A 15,249-nucleotide genomic window follows, 5' to 3' on the forward strand; every position below is an offset into this window, starting at 1 on the left:
CACACCACCAGCAGACAGAACCGCCGATGCCGCAACCCATCCCCCTAAAGGACCACGAAAAGGAAAAGCACCTGGTCAACCGCCGGCTTCTGGCCTGCGCTGCCCTGGTCTTCTGCCTGGTCGCCGTCCTGGTGGGCCGGCTCTATGTACTGCAGGTGCTGCAGCACGACCAGCAGACCGCCGTGTCGGAAAACAACCGCGTGCACGTACTGCCTATCGCCCCCGAACGGGGGCTGATCTACGACCGCAATGGCGTGGTGCTGGCCGACAACAAGCCCAGCTTCGACCTGACCATGACCCGCGAACGGGCCGGCGGCGACACGGCCAAGGTACTCGACACCCTGGCGCAGGTGCTGAAGCTGACCGACGACGAGCGCAAGCAGTTCGATAAGGACCTGCGCCGTGGCCGCAAGCCGTTCGAGCCGGTGACCCTGATGGTCGGCCTGAGCGAAGAGCAGATCGCCCTGGTAGCGGTGAACCAGTTCCGCCTGCCAGGCCTGGAGGTGGAACCACAGTTCATCCGCGAGTACCCGCTGGCCGAGCATTTCGCCCACTCGGTGGGCTATGTGGGGCGCATCAACGAGAAAGAGGCCAAGGCCCTCGACAGCACCGAATACCGGGGCACCCAGTCGATCGGCAAGACCGGCATCGAGCACTTCTACGAAAGCCAGTTGCACGGCCACGTGGGCTACGAGGAGGTCGAGACCAACGCCCAGGGCCGGGTGATGCGCGTGCTCGACCACAAGGCCCCGACCCCGGGCCAGAACATTGTCCTGACCCTGGACGCCCACCTGCAACTGGCCGCGGAAAAGGCCCTGGGCGACCGCCGTGGCTCGGTAGTGGTGCTTGACCCGGCCAATGGCGACGTGCTGGCGATGGTCAGCAACCCCAGCTTCGACCCCAACCTGTTCGTCAAGGGTATCAGCTTCAAACAGTACGCCGCCCTGCGCGACTCCATCGACCGCCCACTGTTCAACCGCGTGCTGCGCGGCCTGTATGCTCCCGGTTCGACGGTGAAGCCGGAGGTGGCCATCGCCGGCCTCGACAGCGGCGTGATCACCCCGGGCAGCCGGGTGTTCGACCCGGGCTACTACGAGCTGCCCAACTACGACCACAAGTACCGCAACTGGAACCGCAGCGGCGACGGCTGGGTGGATATGTACACCGCCATCATGCGTTCCAACGACACCTATTTCTACGACCTGGCGCACAAGCTGGGCATCGACCGCCTGCACGACTACATGGCCGAGTTCGGCCTGGGCCAGAAAGTGTCGCTGGACATGTTCGAGGAAGCGCCCGGGCTGATGCCATCGGCCGAGTGGAAGCGCGCCACCCGGCGCCAGGCCTGGTTCCCGGGCGAGACGCTGATCCTGGGCATCGGCCAGGGCTACATGCAAGTCACCCCGCTGCAGCTGGCCCAGGCCACCAGCCTGCTGGCGAGCAAGGGCGTGTGGCACCGCCCGCACCTGGCCATGACCGTGGGCGGCGCTACGCCGGTCGACCCCAACCCGATGCCCGATATCGTGCTGCACGACAGGCACGCCTGGGACCAGGTCAGCCAGGGCATGCAGATGGTCATGCACGACCCGCGCGGCATCGCCCGCGCGGCCGCCGCCGGCGTGCAGTACCGGATTGCCGGCAAGAGCGGCACCGCGCAGGTGGTGGCGATCAAGCAGGGCGAGCGCTACAACCGCGACAAGACCCTGGAGCGGCACCGCGACAACGCCCTGTTCGTCGGCTTTGCTCCGGCTGATCACCCGAGTGTGGTGGTGGCGGTGATGATCGAGAACGGCGAGGCCGGTGGACGGGTGGCGGGGCCAGTGGTGCGGGAGGTGATGGATGCCTATCTGCTGGATGAGCAGGGGCATCTGAAGCCAGAGTATGCGGCTGGGGTAGCGCCTCGCAGCGTGCCGCACACCTGAGACTTTTGCCGGCGATTTCCGGCTACCCGTGGGGCGACCTGCTAACCAACGCGGCCTTCCATCTGCAACGGTTGAAGGAGACCCTTCAGCGCCCGCCGGCCATATATTTCAGAATGTTTCTTGATTTTTGAGCGTAGCCACGCCGCTGCGCTTGTCACCAACCGGTCATCAGAATGGCTGACTCGCCAAAGGCCACGACGCCGTGGCCTGGCGAGCCGGATTGCTCAGGATGCCGCGCGCGGCATCAGCTCATACGGGTGCTTCCACCCTGGCAACGCCTGGATCCGCGCCTTCCATGCCTCGATGTGGGTGAACTGTGCCAAGGGAATGCCAGTGTCCTCCGGCATGAACACATACCCGGCCAACGACAGGTCAGCGATAGTCAACCGGCCACCGACCATGAACGGCGTCTTCGCCAGGTGCGCGTCGACAATACGGTAAGCCGCCATGGCACGTTCACGCAGGAACCGGGTCACCTCCGTTTCGCCGGTTTGCTTCAGGCAGAAAAGAAAGCGCAGCGCCGCGTAGTAGCTGGTGAACTTGTGGTTGTCGAACAGCATCCAGCGCCAGATCTCGCGCTTTTCGTCTTCGTCGCGGGGGCCGAACTGCCCGGTTTTCTCGGCGAGATATTCAAGGATCAGCGCAGACTGGGTGAAGGATTTGCCGGCGTGTTCCAGCACCGGCACCTCGCCCTGCTCGTTCACTTCGTCGCGCCAGGCTTGTTCGCGGGTTTGGCCATGGAAGAAATCGACGAACACCGGCTGCCAGTCCTGGCCGGTGAGTTCAAGCATCAGTGCGGCCTTGTAGGCGTTACCGGATTCGGCGAAACAATGCAGCTTGTAGTCGGGCATGGGCGAGAACCTTCAGTATCCGTTGAATGATTGGGCCATCAGCCCGAGCAAATCACGCCTGACTCGACAGGGTCAATGCCTGTTTCCGGGACGAACAAGGGAACTACCACCGTACCTGCGCTTTCTTAAACACTGAGTGGTTTAATTACTTGGGCTTCACGCTACTGGAGAACACACCATGCGCCACCTACTCCTCGCCCCTGCGCTGCTGCTCCTGCTGCCTGCCGGTGCTGCCCTGGCTGACGTCGACGCGGGCGACGTCGCCACCTCGGCCGGTGTTTCCGCCTCGCTTTACTCGACCTTCAAGGACGACAAACGGATCATCCCGGCGCGTGACGAGCTTTCGGCCTACGTCGCCAGCGGTGGTGCAATCCGTGGTGCTTATGTGGAGTCGGCACTGGAACAAGCCCGCAAGGACCACCCTGGCCTGCAGGCCAATGATGAAGAGCTGGCCCGTGCCCTCCTCTCGCAGGATGACCGCATAGCCGATCATTGAGGTAAGCCTGTACCGGCCCTTTCGCGGGTGAACCCGCTCCCACAGGGACCGCACCGGTCTCAAATCCAGTGAGGTTCCTGTGGGAGCGGGTTCACCCGCGAAAGGGCCGGCTCAGGCCTGCCTCACCCCCAGCCATCCATGCGCATGGTCGCCCGCACCAAGCGCTGCTCTTCTTGCTCGATCTCCCGCAAACTGTCGCGGATCCCGTTGATATGCTCGCGCGCCGCCCGCTGCGCCTGCTCGGGCAACTGCTCCATCACTGCGTGATACAACCGCGCATGCTGGCGGTCGATCTGGCGCTTCTGCGCCGGTCGGCAATACAGGTTGTTGACCGAGGCGAACACCGTGCTCAAGGTCAGGTCACTGAGCGATTGCAAGGTATGCACCAGCACCGGGTTGTGCGACGCCTCGCTGATCGCCCGGTGAAAGGCATGGTCGCGGCGGGCATGTTCACGGGCATCGAGCGCTTCGGCGGCTTCGTGCGCAGCCAGCATTTCTTCATAGCGCCGGCGGATCAGCAAACGGTCGACTTCGGTGGCCCGCAACGCCGCCAGGCGTGCCGATTCGGCCTCCAGCAACGCCCGCACTTCCAGCAAGTCGAACAGCGTGCGCGGCTGCGAGCTGAACAGGTGCATCAACGGCGTGGCAAGCGCCTGGCCCGTCAGGTCGGCGACGAACGAGCCCCGCCCCTGCTCGGTGTCGATGATGCCGCGCCCGCGCAGGATGCGCAGGCCTTCACGCAGTGCCGAGCGCGAGCAGCCCAGTTTGTCCACCAGACGTCGCTCCGACGGCAGGGCCTGGCCCACCTTGAGTACGCCTTCGACGATCAACCGCTCGACCCGTTCGGCCACCTGGTCGGCGACCTTGGCCTTGCCTTCAGTTCCCACTGCGCACCCTCCAACTGGTAGGACCAGTTTGCTCACCTGCCTCAATCTAGCCAGGCAAAGCCGTCAATAACCAGTACCCGCCGCAAAAACTGGTAGGACCAGTTCACCCCGCACTCGACCCCCGCCGCTGCCACGCGCAGGCTGCAAGGGTGAGCGCTTTGCCAACAACAACAAAAACCGTTGCCGAGTGAGCCGATGAATATCCTGTACGACGAACGCGTCGATGGCGTGCTGCCCGACGTGGACCAGGCGGCGCTGCTGCAGGCGCTGCGCGCTGCCCTGCCGGACCTCGAGATCCTGCACCGCGAGGAAGACCTCAAGCCCTATGAGTGCGACGGCCTCTCGGCCTACCGCACGGTGCCGCTGCTGGTGGTGCTGCCCGAGCGCCTGGAACAGGTGCAGACTCTGCTCAGGCTCTGCCACCAGCGTGGCGTACCGGTGGTGGCACGCGGTGCCGGTACCGGCCTGTCGGGCGGCGCCCTGCCGCTGGCCAAAGGCATCCTGCTGGTGATGGCGCGCTTCAACCGCATTCTCGAAGTCAACCCGCAAGGCCGCTTCGCCCGTGTGCAGCCCGGCGTGCGCAACCTGGCCATCTCCCAGGCTGCCGCGCCCCACGGCCTGTACTACGCGCCGGACCCGTCCTCGCAAATCGCCTGCTCCATCGGCGGCAATGTCGCCGAAAACGCCGGTGGCGTGCACTGCCTCAAGTACGGCCTGACCGTGCACAACCTGCTCAAGGTGGACATTCTCACGGTCGAGGGCGAACGCCTGACCCTCGGTAGCGACGCCCTGGACAGCCCTGGTTTCGACCTGCTGGCGCTGTTCACCGGCTCCGAAGGCATGCTCGGCATCGTCACCGAAGTCACCGTCAAGCTGCTGCCCAAGCCCCAGGTCGCGCGGGTGTTGCTGGCCAGTTTCGACAGCGTCGAGGACGCCGGCCGGGCGGTGGCCGAAATCATCGCCGCCGGGATTATCCCCGGTGGCCTGGAGATGATGGACAACCTGGCCATTCGCGCCGCCGAAGACTTCATCCACGCCGGCTACCCGGTGGACGCGGCGGCCATCCTGCTGTGCGAGCTGGATGGCGTCGAGGCCGATGTACACGACGACTGCGAGCGGGTCGCCGCCGTGCTGGCGCACGCCGGCGCGCGTGATGTACGGCTGGCCTGCGACGAGGCCGAGCGCGTGCGCTTCTGGGCCGGGCGCAAGAACGCCTTCCCGGCGGTGGGGCGCATTTCCCCGGACTACTACTGCATGGACGGCACCATCCCGCGCCGCGAACTGCCACGGGTGCTCAAGGGCATCAGTGAGCTGTCCCGCACGTACGGCCTGCGCGTGGCCAACGTATTCCATGCCGGCGACGGCAACATGCACCCGCTGATCCTGTTCGATGCCAACCTGCCCGGCGAGCTGGAACGTGCCGAAGCCATCGGCGGCAAGATCCTCGAACTGTGCGTGGCCGTGGGCGGCAGCATCACCGGCGAGCACGGGGTGGGGCGCGAGAAGATCAACCAGATGTGCGCGCAGTTCAACAGCGACGAAATCACCCTGTTCCATGCGGTAAAGGCCGCCTTTGACCCGCAGGGCCTGCTCAACCCCGGCAAGAACATCCCCACTTTGCACCGCTGCGCCGAATTCGGCGCCATGCACGTGCACCATGGGCAATTGCCCTTCCCCGACCTGGAGCGCTTCTGATGAGCATGGACCGCGACATCAGCCAGGCCCTGCTGGAGCAGGTCAACCAGGCACTGAACCAGGCCACGCCGCTGCGTATCCAGGGTGGCAACAGCAAGGCCATGCTCGGCTGCCCAGTGGCCGGCGAGGTACTCGACACCCGCAGCCACCGTGGCATCGTCAGCTACGACCCGACCGAACTGGTGCTGACTGCCCGCGCCGGCACACCGCTGCGCGAGATCGAGGCGGCACTGCACGAAGCTGGCCAGATGCTGCCCTGCGAGCCACCACACCTGGGCCCCGACGCAACCTTGGGTGGCATGGTCGCGGCCGGGCTGTCGGGCCCACGGCGGCCGTGGGCCGGGTCGGTACGTGACTATGTGTTGGGCACGCGGGTGATCACCGGCCACGGCAAGCTGCTGCGCTTTGGTGGCGAAGTGATGAAGAACGTCGCCGGCTACGACGTGTCGCGGCTGATGGCGGGCAGCTTCGGCTGCCTCGGGTTGCTGACCGAAGTGTCGCTGAAAGTACTGCCGCGCCCGCGCCAGTGCCTCAGCCTGCGCCTGCCGATGGGCCGCCACCAGGCGCTGGCGGAGCTGGCCGAATGGGGCCAGCAGCCGCTGCCGATCAGCGCGGCCTGCCATGACGGCGACGCGCTGTACCTGCGCCTGGAAGGCGGCGAAGGCTCGGTACAATCGGCGCGCCAGCGCCTGGGCGGCGAAGCGCTGGACAGCCGTTTCTGGAGCGACCTGCGCGAGCAGCGCCTGGCGTTCTTTACCGACCCCGCACCGCTGTGGCGCTTGTCCGTGCCCAACGCCACCGGCGAGCTGGACCTGCCCGGCCAGCAGCTGGTCGACTGGGGTGGCGCCCAGCGCTGGCTCAAGTCCAACGCAGCGGCGCAGGACATCCGCGAGCAGGTCGCCAAGCTCGGTGGCCATGCCACCTGCCATGCCCCTGGCGCTGCCAGCAGCCCGCCGCTGCCCGCTGCGCTGATGCGCTACCACCGTGCGCTCAAGCAGCAACTCGACCCCCAGGGGGTGTTCAACCCTGGTCGCCTGTACCCGGACCTGTGAGGCCAGACCATGCAAACCAACCTGAGCGAAACCGCCCGGCGCCTGGCCCGCGCCGACGAGGCCGAAAGCATCCTGCGCTCCTGCGTGCACTGTGGCTTCTGCACCGCCACCTGCCCCACCTACCAGTTGCTGGGCGATGAACTGGACGGCCCACGCGGGCGCATCTACCTGATCAAGCAGATGCTCGAAGGCGCGCCGATCACCGCCAGCACCCAGTTGCACCTGGATCGCTGCCTGACCTGCCGCAACTGTGAAACCACCTGCCCTTCCGGGGTGAAGTACCACGACCTGCTGGACATCGGCCGCGCCGTGGTCGAACAGCAGGTGCCGCGCCCGCTCGGCCAGCGCCTGTTGCGCCAGGGCCTGCGTGCAGTGGTACCACGCCCGGCGCTGTTCAAGGCCCTGACCCGCGGCGGCCAGACCTTGCGCCCGCTGTTGCCGGCCACGCTCAAGCGCAAGCTGCCGGCGCGGGTCACCGCCCCCGGCCAACGCCCCGCACCACGCCATGCGCGTCGGGTGCTGATGCTGGAAGGCTGCGTGCAACCGGCGCTGTCGCCCAACACCAATGCTTCCGCCGCACGCCTGCTGGACCGCCTGGGCATCAGCGTGGTACCGATCCGGCAGGCTGGCTGCTGTGGCGCGGTGGACTATCACCTCAATGCCCAGGAACAAGGCTTGCAACGGGCACGGCACAATATCGATGCCTGGTGGCCTGCCATCGAGGCCGGTGCCGAGGCCATCGTGCAAACCGCCAGTGGCTGCGGCGCGTTCGTACGCGACTACGGCCACCTGCTGGAAAAGGACCCGCACTACGCCGCCAAGGCCGCACGGGTCAGCGCCCTATCCCGCGACCTGGTGGAAGTGCTGCGCGACGAGCCGGTCGAGCAACTGGGCCTGTGCACCGAACAGCGCCTGGCCTTCCATTGCCCGTGCACCCTGCAGCACGCGCTGAAACTGGGCGGTGCGGTGGAGGCGTTGCTGACACGCCTGGGCTTCACCCTGACCCCGGTGCCGGACGGCCACCTGTGCTGCGGCTCGGCCGGCACCTATTCGCTGACCCAGCCTGAGCTGTCGCTACAACTGCGCGACAACCGCCTCAACGCCCTGGAAAGCGGCAAACCGCAAGTCATCGCCACCGCCAACATCGGCTGCCAGGCCCACCTCGACGGGGCCGGGCGCACACCGGTGCGGCACTGGATCGAAATCGTCGAAGCAGCCTTGAACCCGGAGAACCACCATGTATAGCAAGTCCGTGATCGGCCAGGCCGAAGTCGCCCGCGTGCTGACCGCCGCCCGCCAGGAAGCCCAGGCGCAACAATGGAACGTGACCATTGCCGTGGTCGACGACGGTGGCCATCCGCTGGCCCTGGAGCGCCTGGACGGCTGCGCGCCGGCCAGCGCCTACATTGCCATGGAAAAGGCCCGTACTGCGGCGCTGGGGCGCAAGGAAACGCGGGACTACGAGGAAATGGTCAATGGTGGCCGTACTGCTTTCGTCACCGCGCCGCTGCTGACCAGCCTGGAAGGTGGCGTGCCGCTGCGGGTGGATGGGCAGGTGGTGGGGGCGATCGGCGTGTCCGGGGTCAAGTCCGAGCAGGATGCCCAGGTGGCCAAGGCCGGGGCGGCTGCCCTCTGAATCCTGTACTGGCCTGTTCGCGGGTAAACCCGCTCCCACAGGTACTGCACAGGTCTCAGGTCTTGTGAAAGCCCTGTGGGAGCGGGTTCACCCGCGAACAGGCCGGCACAAGCAACAACTATCCAGAAGACTGAACATCGAGCGAACAGACAATGCCAAACCACGCACTCCAGATCGCCCCCACCCTGCAGCGCTTCATCGAAGACGAAGTCCTCCCCGGCACCGGCATCGAAGCCCACACCTTCTGGCAAGGCTTCAGTACCCTGGTCCACGACCTCGCACCACAAAACCGCGCCCTGCTCGCCGAACGTGAGCGCCTGCAGACAGAACTGGACAACTGGCACCGCCAGCACCCCGGTCCGATCCGTGACATGGCCGCCTACCAGCACTTCCTGCAAGACATCGGCTACCTTGTGGAGCCCCCGGCAAGCGTGCAGGTCAACACAAGCAACGTCGACCGCGAGATCGCCGTGCAGGCCGGCCCGCAACTGGTGGTGCCGCTGAGCAATGCCCGCTACGCCCTCAACGCCGCCAACGCCCGCTGGGGCTCGCTGTACGATGCCCTGTACGGCACCGATGCCATCGCCGAAACCGATGGTGCCGAACGCGGCCAGGGCTACAACCCGCGACGCGGCGCCAAGGTGATCGCCTATGGCCGACAGTTCCTCGATACCGCTGCCCCTCTCGACGGCGCGTCGCACAACGATGCCAAGGCCTACGTGATCAACCAGGGCACGCTGCAGGTAACCCTGGCCGATGGCCGCCAGGTCGGCCTCAGGCACCCTGCGCAACTGCGTGGCTACCAAGGAGAGCCGAACACGCCAACGGCGATCCTGTTGCAGCATCACCAACTGCATTTCGAAATCCAGGTCGACCCGGCCAACGCGATCGGCCAGCAGGACCCGGCCGGGGTCAAGGACATCCTCCTGGAAGCCGCGCTCACCACCATCATCGACTGCGAAGACTCGGTAGCTGCCGTGGATGCCGACGACAAGGTCAACGTCTACCGCAACTGGCTGGGCCTGATGCAAGGCGACCTCAGCGAACAGGTCAGCAAGGGCGGCAAAACCTTCAACCGCACCCTGGCCGAAGACCGCCACTACCACGGCGCAGACGGCCAGCCACTGATCCTGCCGGGCCGCTCGTTGCTGTTTATCCGCAACGTCGGCCACCTGATGAGCAACCCGGCCATCCACGACCGCGATGGCCGGGAAGTCCCGGAAGGCATCCTCGATGCCGTGGTCACCAGCCTGATCGGCCTGCATGACCTCAAGCGCCGCGGCAACTCCCGCGAGGGCAGCCTGTACATCGTCAAGCCGAAGATGCACGGGCCAGCCGAAGTGGCCTTTGCCGACCACCTGTTCAGCCGCGTCGAAACGCTGTTGGGCCTGCCTGCGCATACCCTGAAAATGGGCATCATGGACGAGGAACGGCGTACCAGCGTCAACCTCAAGGCCTGCATCGCCAGCGCCGCGTCACGGGTGGTGTTCATCAACACCGGCTTCCTCGACCGCACCGGTGACGAGATGCACACGGCCATGGAAGCCGGTGCCATGCTGCGCAAGGGCGACATGAAGGGCAGCGCCTGGATCCAGGCCTACGAGCGCAGCAACGTACTGGTGGGGCTGGCCTGTGGCCTGCGCGGCAAGGCGCAGATCGGCAAGGGCATGTGGGCCATGCCTGACCTGATGGCGGCCATGCTCGAACAGAAAATCGCCCAGCCCAGGGCCGGCGCCAACACTGCCTGGGTGCCCTCGCCCACAGCCGCGACGCTGCATGCGCTGCACTACCACCAGGTGGATGTGGCGGCCGTGCAGCAGGCGTTGGAACAGGTTGACCTGAATGCCCAGCACGTGGAGTTGCTACATGACCTGCTAAGTATCCCGGTCAGCCCCGAGCGGCCATGGAGCGCTGCCGACATCCAGGCCGAACTGGACAACAACTGCCAGGGTATCCTCGGTTACGTAGTGCGCTGGGTCGAGCAAGGGGTCGGCTGCTCCAAGGTGCCGGACATCCATGATGTGGGCCTGATGGAAGACCGCGCGACCCTGCGGATTTCGGCGCAGCACATTGCCAACTGGCTGCACCATGGGGTGGTCGATGCCGAACAGGTCGAGGCGACCTTGCAGCGCATGGCCCGGGTGGTCGACCAGCAGAATGCCGGGGACCCGGCGTACCGGCCGATGGTGGCCGGTTTCGAGGCATCGCATGCCTTCCGCGCTGCGCGCGAACTGGTGTTCAGGGGGCGGCAGCAGCCGAGTGGGTACACCGAGCCGTTGCTGCATGGCTGGCGTTTGCGCTTCAAGCAGGAGGTTCAACGGTAAACGAGCAGTCGGGAGGGCGGGTAAGACCACCACTGCCACCCTCCCCCACCTTTTCGCATAGAACCAGAAATATCCTACATTCTGCTCGGAAGCCCCCTACTTGTTGCCCCTGCCCACTGAAAACATGATCGGCACTGGATGACGCAAGGTCGCGATCCAGAGGAGGCTCCGCATGCACCTGTACGCCCGCCCCACCGCCGAATTGCGCAGCACCCTGCGCGAACTGCTGGCCCATGACATGAACAACCCGGATGAAGACCCCCACCTGTCAGGGGTGATGTTCTTCTGCGCCACCGACGAACGCTCACGACAGCTGATCGAGCGTATCGAGTTGCTGGCCAGCGAGGTGTTCTTCGACCCGAACGGGCGGGCCATTTCCGAGTATATGAAAGCCGCGGCGGTGGAAGGCGTGCGCATCAAACGCAACCGCAAGGCACCGGCTGACGAGACGGTGATACGCATCGCGCTGGCGGACAAGGGCTACATCACGGTGAGTACGGCACGCTTCTGATTACCGACCGCATAGACCTCAAGCCATGTGCTATCCATATGGGAGCTGGCTTGCCGGAGATGGGTCGCAAAGCGGCCCCATGCCCGTCCCCGGTCAATCCGCTATCCTGAGCACTCCCCTGCTCCGGACCACGCCATGGAACTGCACATTCGCCTGGAAGGCCGCAAAGGCCTGGCCGACCAGCTTTACCAGCAATTGCGCGCCGGCATCGACAGCGGCCACCTGGCCGCCGGCACCCAACTGCCGCCAAGCCGCCTGCTGGCAGAGCAGTTGGGCGTATCGCGCAAGACCGTGGCCGAGGCCTATTCCCGGCTGACCTACGACAACCTGCTAAGCGGCGTGGTCGGCCGTGGCACCTTCATCACCCCGCGCCAGCCGCTGCGCAACAGCGAATCAACCGCCATTCCCCTGGCCGGTGCTGCATCCCTCGAACGCTGGCAGCAGCGCGCCACCGTGCTGAGCCAACGTCAGCTGGAGGCCCCCTCGCGCTATGACTTCATCGGCGGGGCCTCAAGCAAGGCGCAGTTCCCGTTCGACCAGTGGCGCAGTTGCCTGAACTATGCCCTGCGCCGCAGCCAGCACCACCCTGAGCGACAGTTCCCGGCCCAGGGCCTGCCAGAGCTGCGCGAGGCCATCGCCCATCACGTCGCCTACGCCCGCGGCGTGCATTGCAGCGCCGCCGACCTGCTGGTGTGCAACGGCGCCCAGCAGGCACTGGACCTGATCGCCCGGGTGCTGGTCGAGCCGGGTTGCCAGGTGGCCATGGAAGACCCCGGCTACCCGCCAGCGCGGCAACTGTTCCTGGCCCTGGGCGCGCGCCTGCAATCGGTACCGGTGGACGATGAAGGCCTGTGCGTGGAACAGATCGCCGACGGCACGCGGCTGATCTATGTGACACCCTCGCACCAGTTTCCACTGGGCATGCCGATGAGCGAACCACGTCGGCACGCGCTGCTGGCACGGGCCGCCGAGCTGGGTGCGTTGATCATCGAAGACGACTACGACTGCGAGTTCCGCTACCACGGGCCCGCCTCGGATGCACTACAGCGGCTCGACCGCCATGGCCTGGTGGCCTATGTGGGGACCTTTTCCAAGACCTTGCTGGCAGAACTGCGCCTGGGCTACGCCGTACTGCCGCCCGCTGTGTCAAGGGCCGCCTGCGTGGCCAAGCACCTCAGCGACTGGCACAGCCCGACCCTGTTGCAGTGGGCACTGGCGCGGTTTCTCGGCGAAGGCTACCTGAACAAGCACATCCGCCGTTGCCACGAGGTCTACAGCGCCCGCCGCGAACGCATCCTCGCACGGCTGGGCGGCGACCTAGCGCCGTGGTTCAGCGCCATCCCCGCCAGCGCCGGCTTCCACCTCAGCGCCCTGGCCAAACCTGGAGTCGATGTCGAGCTGCTGGCCAACCTCGCGCGCAAGGTGGAAGTCGGCCTGTACTCGCTGGCGCCGTTCTTCAGCGAAGCGCCAGTGCGCCCGGGGCTGTTGCTGGGCTTCGGCGCCATCGAGCTGCTGGACATCGACCCGGCGCTGGACCGGGTGCGCGACACCCTGCAGCGCCTCAGTTGACCGGCGCGGTCTTGCCCACCACAACCTGGCGGGCAATGGCTGCGGCATAACCGCGTGGGTTGAAGCACGCGGTAACCAGCAGCATCGCCACCACGGTCACGGTCAGCAGCGTCCACGAGGCCTGGAAATCGCCGCTCATGTCGCGCAACCAGCCGGTGACGTACGGCACGATGCCGGTGATGATGAAGCCGATGCCCTGCACGAACGCCGCCAGGCTACCAGCCTCGGCAGGTGTTTTCAGGTGTTCCAGGGTCAGCGTCAGGCTCTGGCTGAAGCAGGCGCCCAGGCCAAAACCGATCATCGCCACCCACAACCCCGAGGCCGATGTGGGTGCCAGCAGCAGGCCGAGGAAACCCACCAGCTGGATCGCCAACGCCAACCACAGGCCCGGGCGCCGGTCTGCCCAGCGCCGCAGCAACAGCGGCAGGCCCAGTGCGCCGGCCACCTGGAAGATGGTCATCAGGCCAACCAGGTCGGCGCCGCCCTGGGCGCTGCCGCCGTGCTCGATGTGATAAGCCGGCAACCAGGCCACCATGCTGGTGTAGCCGCCGTTGATCAAGCCGAAGTACAACGCCAGTAACCAGGCCCGGCGCCTACCGAACCAGTGCCCGCCGGTGGCACCGGCCAGCTTCGGCGCCGCCTGGCGTGGCCGCAGCACGGCCCAGGCCAGCACCGCCAGCACGGCAGGGACCGTCCACAGGCCCAGGCCTGCCTGCCAGTGGCCGAAGTAGCCACTGATGTGCGGCCCGAGCACGGCGGCCAGGCCGCCGCCGCTCATCAGCGCTGCCGAATACAGGCCCATCGCCCCCGCCAGGCGGCCGGGGAACCAGCGGTTGACCAGCCCCGGCATCATGCCCTGCACTACCGCCACTCCCAGGCCAGCGACCACCGCACTGGCAATCAGCGCCCAGGCGCTGTCCAGTTGCAGGCGCCACAGGCAGGCCAGAGCGATGGCAGACAGGCCGGCGAGCATGCCGCCATGTTCGCTGATCCAGCGCCGTAACCAAGGTTGCAGCAAGGGCACCAGGCCCATGCACAGCACCGGCAACGCCGTCAGCAAGGCCGCCTGCTGGTAACCCAGGCCGGTGCTGGCGCGCATGGGTTCGAGCAACGGGCCGATGCTGGTCAGGATCGGCCGCAGGTTCAGTGCCAGCAGCATGACCAGCAACAGGTTCAATGCCGCTCTCATTGTGCGTTGGCCTGTTTCCATTCGATGTACAGACCGGCTTCGCCACTGGGCTTCAGGGGGCGCAGCGGCAGGCTCTGCTGCTGGGGCGGGCGGGCCATCTGCGCGTATACCGCCGCGGTCGACAAGCCGTAGGGTTCGCCCTCGGCGTTGTCGTAGGCAAACCAGGCCCGCTCGATGCCGCACAGGTGCATGGCCGCCAGGCACATCGGGCACGGGTGGCCGCTGGCGTAGATTTCGGCGCCATCCAGGCGCGCCTGGCCCAGGGCGTGGCTGGCCTTGCGGATGGCCTGCATCTCGGCGTGGGCAGTCGGGTCCTGGGTGCTGTGGATCTCGTTGACCGCACGCGCCAGTACCTTTCCCTGGTACACCAGCACGGCGCCGAAGGGCCGGCCACCGGCCTGAATGTTGGCACGGGCCAGGTCGAGCGCTTCGCGCATGTAGCGTTCTTCGGACATGAATCGGTTCTCCTATTGCAAGACCTGGTCATTATCCGGCCTTGGGCGGCCTGGCAGAAATGAAGAGATTGGATGCCTGTCAGTGGCCTGCCAAATGGCCGATTGGCCTCCCGCTTATGCGCGTGATTGGCTATCGGGCAGGCCAACGGGCGGCGCTACAGTAGCGTCCATCCCACCCCACACCCTTTGGAGACAGCCATGCACAACCGTATCGAATGGGCCAAACACGCCCCTGAGGCCTACAAGGCCATGGTCGGCCTGGAGCAGGCCCTGGCCAAGAGCGGCCTGGAGAATTCCCTGCTGGAACTGGTGCGCCTGCGAGCTTCGCAGATCAACGGCTGCGCCTACTGCGTCAACCTGCACGCTAACGATGCGCGCAAGGCCGGTGAGACCGAGGCACGCCTGCAGACCTTGTGCGTGTGGCAGGAAACCGCCTACTTCACCCCGCGCGAACGTGCTGCGCTGGCCTGGGTGGAGAGCCTGACCCGGCTGCCCGAGCACGGCGCGCCGCAGGCGGAATATGCGGCCTTGCAGGAACACTTCGAGCCAGCCGAGGTAGCCAACCTGACCTTGGCAATTGCCACCATCAATGCCTGGAACCGCTTCGGGGTCGGGTTTGCCATGGTGCCGGCCTGATCATTGACCGGTAGCACCTACGGGCC

Annotated in this window: 14 protein-coding genes; 10 read left to right on the forward strand and 4 right to left on the reverse strand. The window is 66.2% G+C overall.

Going from position 1 to position 15,249, the window contains the following annotated elements:
* Positions 1–26 precede the first annotated feature (26 nt).
* Positions 27–1,922 carry a penicillin-binding protein 2 gene (mrdA, locus tag FQ664_RS17930; RefSeq protein ID WP_144173795.1) on the forward strand — a complete coding sequence of 632 codons (1,896 nt, stop codon included), beginning with the start codon at positions 27–29 and terminating at the stop codon, positions 1,920–1,922.
* Between the two features lie 224 nt (positions 1,923–2,146).
* Here mrdA and FQ664_RS17935 read toward each other — a convergent pair whose 3' ends face one another.
* Complete coding sequence (locus FQ664_RS17935; protein WP_144173797.1) at positions 2,147–2,773, reverse strand: glutathione S-transferase family protein; 627 nt, start codon at positions 2,771–2,773, stop codon at positions 2,147–2,149.
* A gap of 178 nt (positions 2,774–2,951) precedes the next feature.
* On the opposite strand from FQ664_RS17935, the gene FQ664_RS17940 reads away from it, so the two are divergent.
* Positions 2,952–3,269, forward strand: a complete 318-nt coding sequence (locus FQ664_RS17940; protein WP_144173799.1) for a DUF2388 domain-containing protein — start codon at positions 2,952–2,954, stop codon at positions 3,267–3,269.
* A gap of 122 nt (positions 3,270–3,391) precedes the next feature.
* Here FQ664_RS17940 and glcC read toward each other — a convergent pair whose 3' ends face one another.
* Entirely contained in the window at positions 3,392–4,156 is a 765-nt protein-coding gene (glcC, locus tag FQ664_RS17945) for a transcriptional regulator GlcC (RefSeq protein WP_144173801.1), read from the reverse strand.
* Positions 4,157–4,351: 195 nt separating this feature from the next.
* Between glcC and glcD the strand changes: the two genes are divergently transcribed.
* The 7 genes from glcD to pdxR all read left to right on the forward strand — a co-directional run bounded on the left by glcD (position 4,352) and on the right by pdxR (position 12,943).
* Complete coding sequence (glcD, locus tag FQ664_RS17950) at positions 4,352–5,851, forward strand: glycolate oxidase subunit GlcD (RefSeq protein WP_144173803.1); 1,500 nt, start codon at positions 4,352–4,354, stop codon at positions 5,849–5,851.
* A complete protein-coding gene (gene glcE, locus FQ664_RS17955) occupies positions 5,851–6,903 on the forward strand; it encodes a glycolate oxidase subunit GlcE (protein ID WP_144173805.1) in 1,053 nt (350 codons plus the stop codon). The genes glcD and glcE overlap by 1 nt, the downstream gene beginning before the upstream one ends.
* Before the next feature lie 9 nt (positions 6,904–6,912).
* Complete coding sequence (glcF, locus tag FQ664_RS17960) at positions 6,913–8,148, forward strand: glycolate oxidase subunit GlcF (protein ID WP_144173807.1); 1,236 nt, start codon at positions 6,913–6,915, stop codon at positions 8,146–8,148.
* The gene (locus tag FQ664_RS17965) at positions 8,141–8,539 is read left to right on the forward strand and encodes a heme-binding protein (protein ID WP_144173809.1); all 399 of its coding nucleotides are present in this window, start codon (positions 8,141–8,143) and stop codon (positions 8,537–8,539) included. The genes glcF and FQ664_RS17965 overlap by 8 nt, the downstream gene beginning before the upstream one ends.
* A gap of 152 nt (positions 8,540–8,691) precedes the next feature.
* Entirely contained in the window at positions 8,692–10,863 is a 2,172-nt protein-coding gene (locus FQ664_RS17970) for a malate synthase G (protein WP_144173811.1), read from the forward strand.
* A 172-nt stretch (positions 10,864–11,035) separates the two neighbouring features.
* Positions 11,036–11,374, forward strand: a complete 339-nt coding sequence (locus FQ664_RS17975; protein ID WP_144173813.1) for a hypothetical protein — start codon at positions 11,036–11,038, stop codon at positions 11,372–11,374.
* Between the two features lie 135 nt (positions 11,375–11,509).
* Entirely contained in the window at positions 11,510–12,943 is a 1,434-nt protein-coding gene (gene pdxR, locus FQ664_RS17980) for a MocR-like pyridoxine biosynthesis transcription factor PdxR (RefSeq protein ID WP_144173815.1), read from the forward strand.
* On the opposite strand, the gene FQ664_RS17985 is transcribed toward pdxR, so the two are convergent.
* Together FQ664_RS17985 and FQ664_RS17990 are read right to left on the reverse strand one after the other, a co-directional pair.
* Positions 12,936–14,132 (reverse strand): CynX/NimT family MFS transporter, encoded by a 1,197-nt coding sequence (locus FQ664_RS17985; protein WP_144173817.1) that lies wholly within the window; start codon positions 14,130–14,132, stop codon positions 12,936–12,938. The two genes, pdxR and FQ664_RS17985, sit on opposite strands and share 8 nt — an antisense overlap.
* Positions 14,129–14,587 carry a nucleoside deaminase gene (locus FQ664_RS17990; protein WP_144173819.1) on the reverse strand — a complete coding sequence of 153 codons (459 nt, stop codon included), beginning with the start codon at positions 14,585–14,587 and terminating at the stop codon, positions 14,129–14,131. The genes FQ664_RS17985 and FQ664_RS17990 overlap by 4 nt, the downstream gene beginning before the upstream one ends.
* A 198-nt stretch (positions 14,588–14,785) precedes the next feature.
* Here FQ664_RS17990 and FQ664_RS17995 point away from each other — a divergent pair, with 198 nt between their 5' ends.
* The gene (locus FQ664_RS17995; protein WP_144173820.1) at positions 14,786–15,223 is read left to right on the forward strand and encodes a carboxymuconolactone decarboxylase family protein; all 438 of its coding nucleotides are present in this window, start codon (positions 14,786–14,788) and stop codon (positions 15,221–15,223) included.
* The last annotated feature ends 26 nt before the right edge of the window (positions 15,224–15,249 follow it).

The sequence above is a fragment of the Pseudomonas persica genome (assembly GCF_900291015.1).
Classification (GTDB): domain Bacteria; phylum Pseudomonadota; class Gammaproteobacteria; order Pseudomonadales; family Pseudomonadaceae; genus Aquipseudomonas.